This window comes from Arcobacter siniprincipis (SeqCode), assembly GCF_048571125.1.
Taxonomy (GTDB): domain Bacteria; phylum Campylobacterota; class Campylobacteria; order Campylobacterales; family Arcobacteraceae; genus Arcobacter; species Arcobacter siniprincipis.
This window is the reverse complement of record NZ_CP182343.1, coordinates 913,775-930,553: the sequence shown is the minus strand read 5'-3', so window position 1 is coordinate 930,553 and position 16,779 is coordinate 913,775. Positions and strand designations below refer to the sequence as shown.

Genomic DNA, 16,779 nt, shown 5'->3' with positions numbered 1-16,779 from the left:
TATAATGTATTATTATGTATGTCTGTTAATTTTGTGTTAATAATTAAATTTAATTTTTATTTAATAAGTAAGAAATAATAATGCCAAGACAAATATGATATACTAAAATAAATTTATGGAATAAATATGGCAAAGATTACATTAGAAATTGAAGACAAAAATTTAGATACTGTTTTAACGATATTACAAAGTATAAAAAGTGAACTTATTACTACTATAAATGTAAATGAAAATAAATTAAGTAAAAAACCTTTTAAATATGTACCTAAACATCCAATTAAAAGAAAAATTATATCTTCAGATGTACCAATAAATAGTACAATAAGTCTAAAAGATGATTATAAAAAGAATCTACAAAATAAAATTAAATAGGAAAACCTTATGCAAATATTTTTAGGAATTATACTAGTTATTATTTTAATAGGAATTATTATATATAAACTAAATAATAAATTTGAGAAAAAAGAGATCATTCTTTTATCTTCTATAGTTATAGTTGTTATATTAGTTTTTACAATGTATCAGAAAAATCAAGAAAATTTTTTTCCAAATGCTTTTAAAGAAAAGTATAAACAAGAAAAAAATATAGAAATATTAAAACTCTCCAGCGAGCTTTTAAATAATAAAGTTGTCTCTTCAAAAGATCATTATATATATAAATTCACCTATATAATTAAAAATAATGGTAAAGAGTATTTATGTGTAGCAAATAATGTAAATATCAATAAAATCCAAGATGAATATATTTTTGATAAATGGACTGAAGAGTGTAAAGAACAATAGTCTCTTAAGTCTAAGCAGGCTTAAAAGATTGTTTTGTTTTGCAAACATGAGGAAATAAACAATTATCACACTCAGGTTTTACTGCTTTACAAGTATATCTCCCAAATAAAACCATCGCTTGATGGAAAATATGTAAATCACCTTTTAGTTTTTTTACCAAATGCTCTTCTGTTTGCTCAACAGTTTTTCCATCACTTAAACCCAATCTATGAGATACTCTAAATACATGAGTATCAACAGCCATCAAGTTTGCACCCTCTGCTTCTATCATAAAGACATTTGCAGTTTTGTTTCCAACTCCTGCTAATTTCATCAAGGCTTTTGTATCATGGGGAATATCTCCACCATGATTTTCAATCACACTTCGAGCCATCTTGATGATATTTTGTGACTTATTATTAAAAAAAGAACATGAGTTTAACAATTTTTTCACATCTTCTAAACTTGCTTCAGCCAAATCAAAAGCAGTAGGATACTTCTCAAACAAAGCAGGAGTAATGATATTTACCCTCTTATCCGTACATTGAGCCGATAGTATGATTGCAATAAGTAGTTCAAAATCATTTTTATAACTAAGTTCTGTAACGGCATCAGAGTATTTCTCAACAAAGGCTTCTTTTATTATCTCAATATCTTTTTTAGTTGCTTTTTTCATGATGAGATTTTAGTGTATTATTTTAAATATTGGATTAAAATCTAAATAATATATATTCTTAATACCAAATTAAATCTAAATTTAGTACAATTTAAGATATAAAAAGGAATATCATGTATTTAAGCCAAGATATAAAACCAATAAGTTTTCTAAAATCTAAAACAGCTGATGTAATCAATAGCGTCAATGAAAATAAAAGAACTATAATAATTACGCAAAATGGCGAAGCGAAAGCTGTAGTACAAGATATAAAAAGCTATGAAAATATGCAAAATTCAATTAACTTATTGAAACTAATAATTCTAAGTGAAAAAGACATAGAAAACAAAAACTTAATAAACCAAGATGAAATGTTCGATAATTTAGAAAATAAACTATTCAACTAAATGAAAAACTACGAAGTACAATGGACAAAAATCGCCCAAAACGACCTTTTAAATATAATAGAATATATCAAAACAGATAGTGTAAATATAGCAAAAAAAGTATTCTTTGAAATAAAAGAAGAGTGTGCTAAGCTCTATTATTTTCCTGAAAGAAACAGAATAGTACCAGAACTCAATGAAATCGGTATTTCAAAATACAGAGAAATGATTCACAAACGATGGCGAATCATTTATAAAATAGAAAATCAAACAGTTTATATTTTATTAGTAGTTGATTCAAGACAAAATTTAGAGGATATTTTATTTCAGAGGTTGATGGGATAGTTTATTTTGTAAAGCAGAAATATATCAGTAAAATTTTTAGTCTAGTTATTTAATAAGTTGACTTGTTTTTCTATAGAAATTGTAATCTTCCGGAAAAAATTAATTATTTCAATCATTTTTCTTGATTTAATGCTAATCTCTAATTATAGATAGAAAGTATTAGATTTTTTAAAAGGTCAAGGCAAAGTTTAAATTTTATGAGGAGCGTACTAAAGTACGTGACGACTAAAATTCAAACTTCAACGCAGAGATTTTGAAAAAGATGATACTTTATATCTATAATTTTTTGATTTTTTCTATTTCATCTCGCAGTCTTATCGCTTCTTCGAAGTTCAAGTCCTTCGAAGCTTTCGTCATCGCTTTATTAAGCTCTATTAACATCTTCTTTCTCTCAGCAGCTGGCATTTTATTTAGCTTATCTAACTTCAATGCTACAGCATCATATTCTTCAAGTTTTAAGTTATCTTCTAATACTCTTGAAGTAGTAGTTGGAGTAATACCATGTTTTTTATTGTGGGCTTCTTGAACTTCTCTTCTTTTGTTTGTAACATCTATAGCAAACTGCATAGAATCAGTTACTCTTTTGGCAAATAAAATAACACGTCCATTTTGATTTCGTGCCCCTCTTCCCATAGTTTGGATAAGAGAAGTTTTACTTCTTAAAAATCCTTCTTTATCCGCATCTAAAATAGCCACCAAAGAAGTTTCTGGAATATCTAAACCTTCTCTTAAAAGATTGATTCCAACTAAAACATCAAATTCACCCAATCTCAATTGCCGAATGATTTCTACTCGCTCTAAAGTATCTATCTCACTATGCATATATTTTACTCTAATACCTAGGTCTAAATAATATGCTGTTAGTTCTTCTGCCATTTTTTTAGTTAAAACAGTAACTAAAACCCGCTCATTTTTTGCAGCAACTTTTTTGATTTCATCATGAAGTTTTTCAACTTGAAATTCACTATCCATAATCTCAATAGTTGGGTCTAACAATCCAGTTGGTCTAATAATTTGCTCAGCTACAACTGAACTCATTGAAGTTTCTAATTCATTTGGAGTTGCACTTACAAACAGATAATGTGGTGCTTTTTTGATAAACTCATCAAACATTAAAGGACGGTTATCCAAAGCGCTTGGTAATCGAAATCCATACTCAACAAGAACTTCTTTTCTACTCCTATCTGCTGCGTGCATTCCTCTAAACTGAGGTAAGGATACATGAGATTCATCAACGATGAGTAAAAAGTCTTTTCCTATTTGTTCAAAATAATCCATCATAGAGTAAGGTGTTTCTCCAGGCTCCAATCCTGTCAAATGCCGAGCATAGTTCTCTATTCCTTTACACATACCAGTACCTTCAATCATCTCTAAATCAAACTCTACTCGCTGTTTTAGTCTTTGATACTCTACAAGCCTATCTTCAGCCTTTAAAAAGGCTAATCTCTCTTCTAACTCTTCTTCTATTTTTTTTACTGCAGTTGCTAGGTTTTCACTATTTACAACAAAAGGATTTACTGAATAAATTGTTACATCTTGTACATCTTTTTGTTTGACATTAGTCATGTATTCATGAATAGAAATTGCTTCAACTTCATCTGCAAAAAACTCTACACGAATAAACTCATCTTGCCAATAAGCAGGAAATACATCAATAACATCTCCATTTACTCTAAAATCTGCACGGTCAAAAAACTTATCATTTCTTTTATAACCCATATCAACAAGTTTCATTAAAAGTGTGCGCTGTGAGTATTCAAACCCTACGGAGAGTTTTTGCACCATAGATTTATATTCAGCTGGATTTCCTAAACCATAGTTTGCAGAGACAGAAGCTACTACAATAACATCATCAAAAGAGAGTAAAGAAGCTGTTGCACTTAATCTCATTCTTTCAAGTTCTGAGTTTATAGAACTGTCTTTTTCTATAAACAAATCACTTCTTGGAATATAAGCTTCTGGTTGATAGTAATCGTAATAAGAGATAAAATATTCCACATGATTGTTAGGAAAGAAAGATTTAAATTCACTATATAGTTGGGCCGCCAAAGTTTTATTATGAGTCATAATAAGAGTTGGTTTTTGAGTTTTCTCAATAACTTTTGCCATAGTATAAGTTTTACCTGAACCTGTTACTCCAAGTAGCGTATTATATTGATTACCTGCAAGTATTGATTCACTTAATTTTTCTATTGCTAGGGGTTGATCTCCAGCTGGGCTATATTTACTTTCAACTTTAAACTCTGCTATAACTTATCCTTCCTTACTAGTGTTTTTATATTTGTACAAATAATACATCAATCTTTCTACTTCTTTACCTTCCCAAATTAGGTGTTTGGATAAGATATCTTTTGATTTATCTACTCGTACTTCTTTTTTATATTTTGCCATTATTTGTTTTAGTGATATTTGAAGATTTTCTAAACTATCTTTTAGTATTTCTTCATGAAAAACATCATTACATGTTGGTAAAAAAAGTTCCAAATCTCTTTTGTACATAGCAACTAAAAAACTCATTTGCCAAGAGTGCCAAGATTTTTTTTCATATTCCTCATGTTTATTTTTATAATCTAGTAATTTGAAAATTTCAAATAATTCTTTTGATTCTTCCCTCAAAGTATTATTACTCAAAGATTCAAATGATGAAGGTAGAGTTATAAGTCTTGTATTAATATATTTTTTTGTATCTTCTTTATGGTATGAACCTATAACTCTTTTTATCTTTTTAACTTTATAAAAAAATAGAGTCAATAAAAATACAACTATCAAAATTAAAAAAACAATTAATACAAAAGTCAGATTACTCATAAACTTTTTCCTATAAATTCATTATTCACTAAAACTACATATTCGTTACTACAAGTTAAAGATTGTATGTTTTTATATCTTTTTTCATCGATAATATACTCTTTTCCTTGATGAAAATGTCCTTCAATGATTATTTTTGCATCATAGTGCTTAACTCTTTTTGAAACAATATCTTTAAAACTTTTAATATTATGACAAATATTCTTCCCTAAAAGACCATAATATATCTTTTTAGAGATAAAATTTTTAAAATCAATTGCATTCATAAAAAGTAAAAATATATGATTTCTAATAAATTTACAATAAGCATCATAAAATTTATCATTTACGAATATATCACCATGACTTAAAGCTACCTCTTGATTTTGATAATTCATAAAAATAGGCTGTGATTCTCTTGTGTATATTTTTACATTTGGGAATAAATTTTTCAAATTGTAGTCATGATTACCTTCTAAATATATCATTTCAATATCTTGTGATAACTTATTTATTAAAGAGATTACTTTTTTATTTCTTTTTATAAAATATTTACTCTCTCCTGAGATAAAATCAAACATATCACCCATCAAAAATAACTGTTCAGTCTCTATCTCTTTTGATTTTAATTTTTTAAAAAAAGTTAAAAGTTGAGACCTTTTTTCATTGAAGTGAGAGTCTGCAATGAAAATAGCGTTTTCTTTTATACTAGGAAACATAAGCAAAATATGAGAAGTTTAATTTAAACATTATAGTTCAAGTTCTTTGTAAAATACTTCCAAGACTTCAAAAGTTTTTACTCCACCTGGTAAGGTTGCACTAAATTCATCACCCTCTTCTTTTCCCATTAGTTGTTTAGCTAAAGGTGAATTAAATGAAATCATTCCTTTTTCAGCATTAGATTCAACACCACCTACAATTGAGTACTCATACTCTTCATCAGTATCTGTGTTTACTAATTTTACAGTTGAACCAAATGAAACTCTATCGTGAGGTAAAGAAGTAGGATCAATAATTACAGCTTTGCTTAATACTGCACCTAGTTCTGCAATTTGTACATCTATTAATTTTAATTTTTCTTTTGCAGCATGATATTCAGCATTTTCTTTTAAATCCCCTAATTGTCTTGCTTCTTCAAGGGCAATAACAGTTTCAGGACGCTCAGTACTTTTTAAAAAATCCAATTCCCCTGTAATTTTTTTATACCCCACATTTGTCATTGGTTCTTTTTCCATCAACCTCTCCATAAATATATTTTCTATTTTAATCTGCTATAATACCCAAAAAATAAAAAATAAAAAATAAATTTACGAAAGAAGATGTAGTATGTCAAAATACGATAGAACTCTAAAACTTTTTGGAGATAATAATTTTGATAAGTTTCAAAATACAAAAATAATACTTTTAGGTGTAGGTGGAGTTGGTTCATTTGCGCTAGATTCACTTTATAGAACAGGAATAACAAATATAACTATAGTAGATTTTGATACTTATGAAGAATCAAATTTAAATAGACAAATGGGTAGTGAAGGCAATATTGGAAGAGTAAAAGTTGAAGCTTTAAAAGAAAAGTACCCAAATGTGCAAATCATACATGAAAAAATTACAGAATCTTGGGTTGATGAATTTGACTTTTCTTCATATGAGTATATTTTGGATGCAATTGATGATATTAAACCAAAAGTTCGACTAATTCAAAAATATTACGATAAACTTATAAGTACAAGTGGTAGTGCAAAAAGAATCGATCCATCTAAGATTGAATATATTTCAATTTGGGATACGTACAATGATCCATTTATTAGAAAAATCAGATATGAATTAAAAAAAAGAGGCTTTAAAAAGAAGTTCAAAGTAATCTTTTCAGGTGAAAATCCAAATTGCATTGAAAAAGGCAGCTTTGAGGGTGTTACTGGTTCTTTTGGTTTAATGATGTCTTCTGTTACAATTCAAAAAATAATTGCTAATTAGAAAAAATCAATAAACTATAAGAAAAAAATTAATATAATAAGAATATTTGCAAAAAAGGGAATACATGAGTGGTATGAATAGTGTTGAGCAAATGACTCAAGGGCATCTTAGAAATGTGCAACAATTAGCTGTATTTTATACTGGTAAAAATAATATTTATGCAATTAATATTGCCAAAGTAAAAGCTTTTGTAATAACTGAAGAAGTAACAATAAATGATACTCCATCTGATACTGACATCATAGCAGGTATTGCAACTATTAGAGGGGAACCAGTTACTTTAATAAAACTTGACGCTTGGTTAGGTAATAAAACACTTGAATTAGCTGATTATAAATTAATAATTTACTGCGAATTCAACCATAAAAAAGTTGGTTTTTTAATTAAAGACATGCTTGATATAGTTGAAAAAACTACTGATGAATTAAGACATTCAGAAGAAACAAATTCAAAAATCACATATACAACATATGTGAAAGTACATGATAAAGATGAATTATGTACAGTATTTAATGCAGAGCAATTATTAAAAGACCTTGGTTGGGTAAATGATGGCGATGATGTTATGAATAAATATATTGAAGCTCCATTTACTACTAAAAAGGTTGTTTTAGCAGCGGAAGATTCAAATGTAGCAAGAGAAGTTTTAAGAAAATTTTTCAAAAAAGCAAATTTGAAATATGAAATTTATAATAATGGTGCAGATTTATTAGATAGAATTAGAGAAATTAACCCAGAAGAAGTTGGTTTAGTAATTACTGATATTGAAATGCCAGAAACTGATGGATTCCAAGTTGCACAATTTATAAAATCAAGTAATAAATATGCTAATATCCCTGTTATTGTAAACTCATCTATGACAACAGATGCTGTTAAAAATAAAATGAAACAAATTGGTGTTGATGGCTTTATTGGTAAAACTGATATCCAAGCACTATACTCTACATCTAGAGAATTCCTAAACTAAAAATTAGATGATTTTAAATCATCTAATTTTTTAACCACTTCTCAAATATCTCGATTTGCTCTTTTGTATTTTTAGTAGATGTTCCACCAAAAGATGTTCTTGCATTCATAGAAGCTTTTAAATCTAAATACATCAAAATCTCTTCATCAATATTTTTTACCTCATCATTAGCAGATCTAATTTCTTCAAGGCTTAATTCACTAATATCTTTATTTAAAGAATTTGCAACCGCCACCACATCTTTAGTAATATAATAAGCAGTTCTAAAAGGCATAGCTTGTTTTTGAACTAAATAATCAGCTAAATCAGTAGCACTTAAATGTCCTATTTTACAAGCATTTGCCATTTTCTCTACATTTACTATCATAGTTTTTATAACTTCATTTAAAATAGAAATAGAGATTTCAATAGTCTTAACAGAATCAAAAACTCCCTCTTTATCTTCTTGTGTATCTTTATTATAAGCTAGTGGTAAACCTTTCATAACTGTGAACAATGAAACTAGATTTCCATAAACTCTTCCAGTTTTTCCTCTTAATAATTCAGGAACATCAGGATTTTTCTTTTGTGGCATGATTGAAGATGTTGTTGCATACTCATCACTCATTCTTACAAATTGGAACTCATAAGATGACCAAGTAACTAACTCTTCAGATATTCTGCTTATATGCATCATTGCTGTACTTATATTAAATAAAATTTCTAAAGCAAAGTCTCTATCAGAAACTGTATCAAGAGCACTTATTGTTGGAGAGTTAAATCCTAGTTTCTCAGAAGTAGAAAATCTATTTATATTATGTGGAGTTCCAGCAAGTGCTGCACTTCCTAAAGGACAGTAATTATTTCTCTCATATGAGCTTTCAAATCTTTCAAAATCTCTTTTAAACATATTTGCATAAGCTAATAAATGATATCCAAAGTTAATTGGTTGAGCATGTTGTAAGTGAGTCATACCAGGAATTAAAGTCTCAGTGTGCTTTTTAGCAACTTCTACAAAAGTATTTACAAGCTCTTTTAACTGTGATTTAATTGATAAGTTTTTATCTTGAACATACAATCTAAAGTCAGTAGCAACTTGATCATTTCTACTTCTTGCTGTGTGCAATCTTTTTCCAGCTTCCCCAATAATCTCAGTTAGCCTACTCTCAACTGCCATATGAATATCTTCATGTTCTATTTTAAATTCAAACTTTCCTGATTCTATCTCTTCTTTTACTTGAAGTAGCCCGTTTTCAATATCTTCTTGGTCTTTTTTTGTCAAGATTCCTTGTTCACATAACATTTGGGAGTGAGCAATTGAACCTTTTATGTCTTGAGCATATAACTCTTTATCAAACATGACTGAAGCATTAAATTCATCTAAAAGCTTTGCATTTGTATTTTTTAAAATTTGGTCATTTGCCATTAAATCTATCCTTTATAATCTGCCATAAATTTTTTGCATTATAGCAAAAGATTTATTATGATGGGATTTGCAAGATTTAATTAATAATTTGAGATTTTGTCATTTGAAAGTGTGATTTGGTGTTTATACATATTTGCTTTGATTAAAATATCTGAATACTCCACAGGATTATTCTCTTTATCAAAAGATAATCTATGTAAAGATAAAAGTGATGAGCCCTCTTTTATACCTAATTTTTCGGCTTCTTCTTTTGTAGAATCTTTTGCTTCCACTGTCTCTTGGGCATTGTAAAACTCTATATTGTATTCATCTTTTAAAAAGGTATATAAAGATTCTATATTAAACTTTTTCTTTAGATTTGGAACTTTGTCAAAATCTAAATAATTTAACATCAAAGCAAAAGGAATACCATCCATCTCTCTAAATCTTTTTATGCATAATAAAGTATCACATTTTAATAACTCTTTTACATAATGTTCTTTTTTTATAACTAAGAATTCAATTGATTTAGTAGTTAGTTTATGATTTTGTTTGTTTAATCTTTGAGTTAGTGAGCCAATAGAATTTGCATCATAAAGGATTTTTTGCTCTTTTATAAAAGTACCTGAGCCTTGTTTTCTCTCTAAGATATTATCTCTTTCAAGTAACTCAATTGCTTTTCTTACAGTTATTCTACTTACTTCATACTCTTTTTCTAGCTTTATTTCAGGAGAAAACAGATCTCCTGCTTTATAATTAGCTTGAATATCTTTTAGTAATTTATTTTTTAATTGTACATATAATGGAATACCATTTTTACTAAACAATAATCATTTCCTTTGATTTATATATTTGACATTTTATCATTTGATAAAATTATCTTATGTTTATACATATCTGATTTAATAACTAAATTTGAGTACTCTATTGGCTTATTACTTGTATCATATGAGAGTCTTTTTAAAGATAATAGGGGAAAACCTTCTTTTACATTTAACCTTTTGGCTTCATCTTTATTTGCAGCTTTTGCTTCTACTATCTCTTCTGCATTGTAAAACTCGATGTTATACTCTTCTTTTAAAAAGGCATACAATGATTCAAGATTTAATTTTTTTTCAATGTCAGGTACAGTATTTACATCAAAATAGTTTATCATCAAGGCAAATGGAACTTCATTTAATAATCTTGTTCTTCTAATACACAGTAGCTTCTCACAATTTAGCATATCTTTTACAAAATGTTCTTCACCCTCTTCAATTATTTCAAAAGATATAGATTTTGTAGTAAGAAGATGTTTTTGTTTTTCTAACCTTTGAGTTAAAGAACCAATAGAATTTGCATCATAAAGTACTTTCTTTTCTTGTACAAAAGTTCCTCTACCTTGTTTTTTAATAACTACATTTTCTCGCTCTAGTTCTTCAATAGCTTTTCTTACAGTTATTCTACTTACTTGATATTTCTCTTCAAGTTTGCCCTCAGCTGGTATAATATCATCAGCTTTGTAATTTAACTTAATATCTTCCAATAATTTCTCTTTTAATTGAAGATATAATGGTATACCATTTTTAGCAAACAAAAGTATTTCCTTTTAAGATAAATATTGATTTGTAATATATTATAACAATATATTCTATTTATTATTGCATATTACATAATTCAATTTTAAAGTGCACTTAATATTTGCTATAATGAATTATTTAATAACTCCAAAGATTTTTCTTTTTCAATATTTACTCTTTTTTCATCCCAATTTAACTCTTTTTGCATTATTTCTAATACTTTGTCTAAAATCTCTTTTGCAGCTTTTTTATCAATCAAGGCCAAAGATGTTCTTCTTACTATATAATCCATAGGTTTTTGTACAAATTCTTCTTTAATAGTATAAATTAATTCTGCATTTGTATGTGCATAGTCTTTATGTAATCTCTCTATTTTTTTAGTACAACTTAAAACATCATTTGCTTTATCACCATACATCTTAATCAAATAATTTTTAATATCTTCATCTAAACAATCAACTTGCATCTCTTTTGTAAAGTTTTCACTTCCTATTAATTTTAATTTTTTTGTTTGGCACTCTTTGTTTTCTAAAGCAAATTTAGAAGTCACATAATCAACAAGCTCTTCTGACATCTTTCTATAAGTTGTCCATTTGCCACCTAAAATACTAACTAAGCCAGAATCAGAGCTAATAATAATATGCTCTCTTACAATACTTTTTGTTGAGGCATTTTTAGGCGCTGCTACTAATGGTCTTATTCCACACCATGACGATAATATTTCACTTTCATCAATTTTTAAATCAAAATATATTTCTAAGTGTTTTAATATATATTTTATATCTTCAGCAGAAACCTCTGGATGTTCACTTAGAGTTGTTTTTTCATCTGTAGTTCCAACTAAACATTTACCCATCCAAGGAAGTATAAATAAAACTCTTCCATCTTCAGTTTTTGGAATCATCAAACCTTCATCAGAAGGCAAATACTTTTTGTCTAATACAATATGAATACCAGAACTTAAGTCAAGCATTTTTTTTGCTTCTTTATTATCTAAAGTTCTTACCTTATCAGAAAATGCTCCCGTTGCATTTATTATAACTTTTGAGTTTACAATATAAGTTTCATCTGTAATTTTATTTCTTACTTTTACCCCAGAGATTTTTCCCTCTTCGTATAAGAACTCTTCAACTTCACTATAATTTCTACAATCAGCCCCAAACTTTTGAGCTGTTTTAAGTAGTGTTACATTCAATCGTGAGTCATTAAAACTTCCATCATAATATTTAACTCCACCTACTAAGGCATTTTTTTTGATACTTGGAAAGTTATTTATCATCTTATCTTTACATACAATTGAACTTCTACCAAGACCTCTTCTTCCTGATACAAAATCATATAAACTCAAACCTATAAACATATAAGGTAATTCCCACCATTTATATATAGGAGTTACAAGGGTAAGTCTAGAACATAAGTGAGGAGCATTTTTCAAAAGTCTTGATCTCTCTTTTAATCCCTCTTTTACTAAATTGAATTGGTCCATATTCAAGCCCTTCACAGCGGCTTCCAAATAACGAACTCCACCATGTACTAGTTTTGTACTTCTAGAACTAGTTCCTTCAGCAAAATCATTTTTTTCTAATACTAAAGTTGTAAAGCCTCTTGATGCGGCATCTAAAGCTGTTCCACTTCCGGTTGCTCCTCCACCTATTATAATAATGTCATATTTATTACTTTCCATAATCTTACTATCCTTAAATAGATTACATTATAAGGTTATAATGTTATTGAAGACATTATAATGATATAACTATAAAAAGAATATTAAATAAATTATAATAATAAAAAATGCTTCTTAAAACTTCAGCTTAAAAAACAACTACTTTTTTACAATTTTTAAAATCCACTTTAAGTAATTTATAAGGTCAAAGCAAGCAAGCTACCATCGTATCGCAATGCTATTTTATTGCTACGTTTAAAGATGAAAAAGATTTTAATTAAAGACAAAAAAATGGTTACCTTTTTAAGCATACTTTAAAATTCTATACGTCACTATTAAAGACAACATTATAATGTTATGATGTAAAAATTATTACATTGATAATTTTATAAATATAAGAATTGTAGCAAGGAGATTGAATGTCATTAGAACTTGAGAATGTGTCAATGAAAGTTGATGGACAAACTCATATTTATAATACAAACCTAACACTACAAAAAGGTACGATGAATGTACTTCTAGGTAGAACCTTATCAGGAAAAACAACCTTGATGAGAATAATGGCAGGATTGGATGTACCTACAACAGGAAAAATTCTGTGGGAAGGGAAAGATGTTACTAGAATGAGAGTTCAAGATAGAAAAGTTGCGATGGTCTATCAGCAATTTGTCAATTATCCTTCAATGAGTGTATATGAAAATATTGCAGCACCTTTGAGAATAATGAAAAAAGATTCAGATGAGATAGACAAAGCAGTTAGAGAAACAGCTGCACTTATGCGTTTAACAAATATGTTAGATAGAAAACCCTTAGAATTATCAGGTGGGCAACAACAAAGATGCGCACTAGCTCGTTCACTAGTAAAAGGTTCTGGATTGGTACTATTAGATGAACCCCTTGCAAACTTGGATTACAAATTAAGAGAAGAACTAAGAGAAGAGATTCCTAAAATGTTTGAAAAATCTGGAGCAATTTTTGTATATGCTACAACTGAACCAGAAGAAGCACTTTTATTAGGTGGAAATGTTGTGACCTTATGGGAAGGTAAAATAACACAATTTGATGAAACTACAAAAGTTTATCACAAACCAAATACCGCTATTACAGCAAAAGTTTTCTCAAACCCTTCAATGAATTTTTTAAATATAAAAAAAGAAGGTGATTACTTTTATTATGGAGATAGACAAAAAGCACTTGCTACAAATGGGCTAAAAGATATAAAAGATGGAAAATATCTAGCAGGCTTTAGACCAAATCACCTAGAACTTACAAAAAAATCAGAAACTGCAATTGAATTCTCAGCTCACTTAGATGTTACAGAAATAACAGGATCTGAGACTTTTTTACATATGCAACATAAAGAAGACACTTGGATTGGTCTAGTTCATGGAGTACATGACTTAGAATATAACTCAGAAATATCAGTGTATTTAGATACTCGTCATATTTTTGTATTTTCTCATGATGGCGATTTAGTTAAAACTGCCTCTTATGTAGAAGAAAGATAGAAGGAGAAGAAATGGCAAAAATAACTCTTTCAAACTTAGCCCATAGTTATATGGAAAATCCAATTTCAGATAAAGATTATGTATTACAACCTTTAAATCATGAGTGGGAAGATGGAGCAGCTTATGCCCTACTTGGACCTTCTGGATGTGGAAAATCAACTTTACTAAATATTATATCTGGAATTATAACTCCATCGGAGGGAAAAATTCTATTTGATGATAAAGATGTTACAAAGGAAGATACAGCACATAGAAATATTGCCCAAGTATTTCAATTCCCCGTTGTCTATGACACAATGACAGTCAGACAAAATCTAGAATTTCCTTTAAAAAATAGAAAAGAAAAGCCTGAATATATCAAACAAAGAGTTGATGCTATTGCAAAAGCAATAAAAGTTGAAGATATTTTGGATAACAAAGCAAGTGGTTTAACAGCTGATGCCAAACAAAAAATATCTTTAGGTAGAGGAATGGTAAGAGAAGATGTAAATGCAATTTTATTTGATGAACCTTTAACTGTGATTGACCCTCATATGAAATGGGAATTAAGAACTCAATTAAAAGCTTTACACAAAGAGCTAAAACATACAATGATATTTGTAACTCATGACCAAACAGAAGCTTTAACCTTTGCTGATAAGGTTGTAGTTATGAACCAAGGAATAGTTTTACAAATAGGAACTCCAGAAGAATTATTTGAAAAACCAGCACATACCTTTGTGGGATATTTTATTGGTTCACCAGGAATGAATCTTTTTGATGTGAAAATTAATGGAAACATAGCAACTTTAGATGATTATACAATTGAATTAAATTCTAAATATAAAGATTTAGAAGGTGTGATTCAATTAGGAATAAGACCTGAATTCATAAACCTTTGTGAAGATGGAGAGGGAATCAAAATAGATATTACCAGGATAGAAGATGTGGCTCACCATAAGATTGTACGAGCAAAATACAAAGATAATAATATAAATATAATAGTTTCAGAAGATACAAAAATCACTTCAACAATGAGTAGCATGACTTTTGATTTAGAAAAAATCAATGTATATGAAAATGATTGGATAGTCCAAGGAGAAGCACTATGAAAAAAACTGTAAATCAAAAGGCATGGTTTCTTGTACTTCCAGTACTAATCCTTGTTGGTTTTTCAGCTGTTATTCCTTTAATGACAGTTGTTAATTATTCAGTTCAAGATACCTTTGGAAATAATGTATTTTTCCCTGCTGGATTACAATGGTTTGAAGAAGTTCTTCACTCAGAGAGAATTCATGCAGCATTAGGAAGACAGATACTTTTTACAGGAATTATTTTAGCAATAGAGATTCCTCTTGGTATTTTTATTGCTTTACATATGCCTAAAAAAGGGTTTTGGTCATCAGCTTGTTTAATATTAGTTGCTCTTCCACTACTTGTTCCTTGGAATGTTGTTGGTACTATTTGGCAAATATTTGGGAGAACTGATATTGGACTTTTGGGTCATACTTTAGTATCAATGGGGATTGATTATAACTACACCCAAAATGTACTTGATGCATGGGTTACAATAATTGTAATGGATGTATGGCATTGGACTTCGTTAGTTGTTTTACTTTGTTATGCAGGATTACAATCAATTCCTTCAGCTTATTACCAAGCAGCAAAAATCGACCAAGCCTCAAAATGGAGTGTTTTTAGATATATCCAACTTCCTAAAATGATGGGAGTATTGCTAATTGCTAGTTTGCTTAGATTTATGGATAGTTTTATGATTTATACTGAACCTATGGTTGTAACAGGTGGTGGACCTGGAAATTCTACTACATTTTTGTCTATAGACTTAGTTAAAACAGCAATTGGTCAGTTTGATTTAGGACCAGCAGCAGCTTTTTCACTAATATATTTTCTAGTGATATTATTAACATGTTGGGCATTTTTTACAATCATGACAAACATAGATAAAGAAGAGGAGTAATTTATGAGTACAGCAATTAAAAAAGGCTTTTTTAGCAGTAAATCTCCTACTATTATGCTTATATATATTATCTTTTTGATGTTACCTGTTTATTGGTTAGTAAATATGAGTTTTAAAACAAATGAAGAGATATTGGGAACTTTTTCACTTTTTCCTAATGATCTTACTTTTCATAATTATATTGTTATATTCACAGACCCTACTTGGTATTGGGGATATATCAACTCAATGATATATGTTGTAATGAATACGGTTATTTCTGTTTTAGTAGCACTTCCAGCAGCATATGCTTTTTCGAGATATAGATTTTTAGGAGATAAGCATTTGTTCTTTTGGTTATTAACTAACAGAATGGCACCACCTGCTGTATTTGCGCTGCCATTCTTTCAACTTTATTCAAGTGTTGGTTTATTTGATACACATATTGCGGTGGCTTTAGCTCATACATTATTCAATGTTCCATTATCTGTTTGGATTTTGGAGGGCTTTATGCGTGGTGTACCAAAAGAAATAGATGAAACTGCATATATTGATGGATTTAGTTTTTTTGGATTTTTTACAAAAATCTTCACTCCATTAATTGCTTCTGGTATTGGTGTTTGTGCATTTTTCTGTTTTATGTTCTCTTGGGTTGAATTACTTTTAAGTAGAACATTAACAGCTGTTAATGCCAAATCAATAGCAGTAACTATGACAAAAACAATATCAGCTTCTGGAGTTGATTGGGGCGTTCTAGCAGCAGCAGGTGTTTTAACACTTGTTCCTGGTGCCATAGTTATATATTTTGTTCGTAATCACATTGCCAAGGGTTTATCTCTTGGACGAGTTTAAGGAG

At 28.8% G+C, this 16,779-nt stretch carries 19 protein-coding genes; 10 read left to right on the top strand and 9 right to left on the bottom strand.

Features of this window, described 5'->3' with window-relative positions:
* The first annotated feature begins 126 nt into the window (after positions 1-126).
* Entirely contained in the window at positions 127-372 is a 246-nt protein-coding gene (locus ACNI3D_RS04695) for a hypothetical protein (RefSeq protein ID WP_419768422.1), read from the top strand.
* 9 nt (positions 373-381) lie between these two features.
* Entirely contained in the window at positions 382-783 is a 402-nt protein-coding gene (locus ACNI3D_RS04690) for a hypothetical protein (RefSeq protein WP_419768421.1), read from the top strand.
* Between the two features lie 10 nt (positions 784-793).
* Here the strand turns inward: ACNI3D_RS04690 and nth are convergent, their stop codons facing one another.
* Positions 794-1,438, bottom strand: a complete 645-nt coding sequence (gene nth / locus ACNI3D_RS04685) for an endonuclease III (RefSeq protein ID WP_419768420.1) — start codon at positions 1,436-1,438, stop codon at positions 794-796.
* 113 nt (positions 1,439-1,551) lie between these two features.
* Here nth and ACNI3D_RS04680 point away from each other — a divergent pair, with 113 nt between their 5' ends.
* Entirely contained in the window at positions 1,552-1,824 is a 273-nt protein-coding gene (locus ACNI3D_RS04680) for a type II toxin-antitoxin system Phd/YefM family antitoxin (RefSeq protein ID WP_419768419.1), read from the top strand.
* Positions 1,825-2,148 carry a type II toxin-antitoxin system RelE/ParE family toxin gene (locus ACNI3D_RS04675; RefSeq protein ID WP_419768418.1) on the top strand — a complete coding sequence of 108 codons (324 nt, stop codon included), beginning with the start codon at positions 1,825-1,827 and terminating at the stop codon, positions 2,146-2,148.
* Positions 2,149-2,424: 276 nt separating this feature from the next.
* Here the strand turns inward: ACNI3D_RS04675 and uvrB are convergent, their stop codons facing one another.
* The 4 genes from uvrB to greA are packed head-to-tail and all read right to left on the bottom strand — an operon-like array spanning position 2,425 to position 6,170.
* The gene (gene uvrB / locus ACNI3D_RS04670) at positions 2,425-4,398 is read right to left on the bottom strand and encodes an excinuclease ABC subunit UvrB (protein ID WP_419768980.1); all 1,974 of its coding nucleotides are present in this window, start codon (positions 4,396-4,398) and stop codon (positions 2,425-2,427) included.
* 3 nt (positions 4,399-4,401) lie between these two features.
* On the bottom strand, positions 4,402-4,956 hold the full coding sequence (locus tag ACNI3D_RS04665; protein WP_375723078.1) for a hypothetical protein: 555 nt from the start codon (positions 4,954-4,956) through the stop codon (positions 4,402-4,404).
* Complete coding sequence (locus ACNI3D_RS04660) at positions 4,953-5,654, bottom strand: UDP-2,3-diacylglucosamine diphosphatase (RefSeq protein WP_419768417.1); 702 nt, start codon at positions 5,652-5,654, stop codon at positions 4,953-4,955. Before ACNI3D_RS04660 ends, ACNI3D_RS04665 begins: the two co-directional genes overlap by 4 nt.
* Positions 5,655-5,684: 30 nt before the next feature.
* The gene (gene greA / locus ACNI3D_RS04655; protein WP_375723076.1) at positions 5,685-6,170 is read right to left on the bottom strand and encodes a transcription elongation factor GreA; all 486 of its coding nucleotides are present in this window, start codon (positions 6,168-6,170) and stop codon (positions 5,685-5,687) included.
* A 91-nt stretch (positions 6,171-6,261) separates the two neighbouring features.
* Here greA and ACNI3D_RS04650 point away from each other — a divergent pair, with 91 nt between their 5' ends.
* Entirely contained in the window at positions 6,262-6,906 is a 645-nt protein-coding gene (locus ACNI3D_RS04650) for a ThiF family adenylyltransferase (RefSeq protein ID WP_375723075.1), read from the top strand.
* Positions 6,907-6,970: 64 nt separating this feature from the next.
* Positions 6,971-7,873, top strand: coding sequence for a chemotaxis protein CheV (locus ACNI3D_RS04645; protein ID WP_375723074.1), 903 nt, complete (start codon positions 6,971-6,973; stop codon positions 7,871-7,873).
* Positions 7,874-7,895: 22 nt separating this feature from the next.
* On the opposite strand, the gene argH is transcribed toward ACNI3D_RS04645, so the two are convergent.
* The 4 genes from argH to ACNI3D_RS04625 all read right to left on the bottom strand — a co-directional run bounded on the left by argH (position 7,896) and on the right by ACNI3D_RS04625 (position 12,500).
* Complete coding sequence (gene argH / locus ACNI3D_RS04640; RefSeq protein ID WP_419768416.1) at positions 7,896-9,278, bottom strand: argininosuccinate lyase; 1,383 nt, start codon at positions 9,276-9,278, stop codon at positions 7,896-7,898.
* A gap of 80 nt (positions 9,279-9,358) precedes the next feature.
* Entirely contained in the window at positions 9,359-10,084 is a 726-nt protein-coding gene (locus ACNI3D_RS04635; protein WP_375723072.1) for a GntR family transcriptional regulator, read from the bottom strand.
* A gap of 17 nt (positions 10,085-10,101) precedes the next feature.
* The gene (locus ACNI3D_RS04630; protein WP_375723071.1) at positions 10,102-10,833 is read right to left on the bottom strand and encodes a GntR family transcriptional regulator; all 732 of its coding nucleotides are present in this window, start codon (positions 10,831-10,833) and stop codon (positions 10,102-10,104) included.
* Between the two features lie 107 nt (positions 10,834-10,940).
* Positions 10,941-12,500, bottom strand: a complete 1,560-nt coding sequence (locus tag ACNI3D_RS04625; protein WP_419768415.1) for a glycerol-3-phosphate dehydrogenase/oxidase — start codon at positions 12,498-12,500, stop codon at positions 10,941-10,943.
* Positions 12,501-12,898: 398 nt separating this feature from the next.
* Here ACNI3D_RS04625 and ACNI3D_RS04620 point away from each other — a divergent pair, with 398 nt between their 5' ends.
* From ACNI3D_RS04620 to ACNI3D_RS04605, 4 genes are read left to right on the top strand one after another with little or no spacing between them, the layout of a single operon-like run.
* Positions 12,899-13,987 (top strand): ABC transporter ATP-binding protein, encoded by a 1,089-nt coding sequence (locus tag ACNI3D_RS04620; protein ID WP_419768414.1) that lies wholly within the window; start codon positions 12,899-12,901, stop codon positions 13,985-13,987.
* An 11-nt stretch (positions 13,988-13,998) separates the two neighbouring features.
* Positions 13,999-15,078: an ABC transporter ATP-binding protein gene (locus ACNI3D_RS04615; protein WP_419768413.1), complete on the top strand. Its 1,080-nt coding sequence runs from the start codon at positions 13,999-14,001 to the stop codon at positions 15,076-15,078.
* Positions 15,075-15,944, top strand: coding sequence for a carbohydrate ABC transporter permease (locus ACNI3D_RS04610; RefSeq protein ID WP_129100190.1), 870 nt, complete (start codon positions 15,075-15,077; stop codon positions 15,942-15,944). The genes ACNI3D_RS04615 and ACNI3D_RS04610 overlap by 4 nt, the downstream gene beginning before the upstream one ends.
* Positions 15,945-15,947: 3 nt before the next feature.
* The gene (locus ACNI3D_RS04605; protein WP_129100189.1) at positions 15,948-16,775 is read left to right on the top strand and encodes a carbohydrate ABC transporter permease; all 828 of its coding nucleotides are present in this window, start codon (positions 15,948-15,950) and stop codon (positions 16,773-16,775) included.
* Positions 16,776-16,779: the final 4 nt, after the last annotated feature.

Bases quoted from the DNA above. Each gene is read 5' to 3' on its own strand.
- ACNI3D_RS04660 (WP_419768417.1), bottom strand. From the start codon at position 5,654: ATGTTTCCTAGTATAAAAGAAAACGCTATTTTCATTGCAGACTCTCAC.
- greA (WP_375723076.1), bottom strand. From the start codon at position 6,170: ATGGAAAAAGAACCAATGACAAATGTGGGGTATAAAAAAATTACAGGG.
- ACNI3D_RS04645 (WP_375723074.1), top strand. From the start codon at position 6,971: ATGAGTGGTATGAATAGTGTTGAGCAAATGACTCAAGGGCATCTTAGA.
- ACNI3D_RS04680 (WP_419768419.1), top strand. From the start codon at position 1,552: ATGTATTTAAGCCAAGATATAAAACCAATAAGTTTTCTAAAATCTAAA.
- ACNI3D_RS04690 (WP_419768421.1), top strand. From the start codon at position 382: ATGCAAATATTTTTAGGAATTATACTAGTTATTATTTTAATAGGAATT.
- ACNI3D_RS04665 (WP_375723078.1), bottom strand. From the start codon at position 4,956: ATGAGTAATCTGACTTTTGTATTAATTGTTTTTTTAATTTTGATAGTT.
- ACNI3D_RS04695 (WP_419768422.1), top strand. From the start codon at position 127: ATGGCAAAGATTACATTAGAAATTGAAGACAAAAATTTAGATACTGTT.
- ACNI3D_RS04675 (WP_419768418.1), top strand. From the start codon at position 1,825: ATGAAAAACTACGAAGTACAATGGACAAAAATCGCCCAAAACGACCTT.
- ACNI3D_RS04650 (WP_375723075.1), top strand. From the start codon at position 6,262: ATGTCAAAATACGATAGAACTCTAAAACTTTTTGGAGATAATAATTTT.
- nth (WP_419768420.1), bottom strand. From the start codon at position 1,438: ATGAAAAAAGCAACTAAAAAAGATATTGAGATAATAAAAGAAGCCTTT.
- ACNI3D_RS04615 (WP_419768413.1), top strand. From the start codon at position 13,999: ATGGCAAAAATAACTCTTTCAAACTTAGCCCATAGTTATATGGAAAAT.
- ACNI3D_RS04620 (WP_419768414.1), top strand. From the start codon at position 12,899: ATGTCATTAGAACTTGAGAATGTGTCAATGAAAGTTGATGGACAAACT.
- ACNI3D_RS04625 (WP_419768415.1), bottom strand. From the start codon at position 12,500: ATGGAAAGTAATAAATATGACATTATTATAATAGGTGGAGGAGCAACC.
- ACNI3D_RS04610 (WP_129100190.1), top strand. From the start codon at position 15,075: ATGAAAAAAACTGTAAATCAAAAGGCATGGTTTCTTGTACTTCCAGTA.
- ACNI3D_RS04605 (WP_129100189.1), top strand. From the start codon at position 15,948: ATGAGTACAGCAATTAAAAAAGGCTTTTTTAGCAGTAAATCTCCTACT.
- argH (WP_419768416.1), bottom strand. From the start codon at position 9,278: ATGGCAAATGACCAAATTTTAAAAAATACAAATGCAAAGCTTTTAGAT.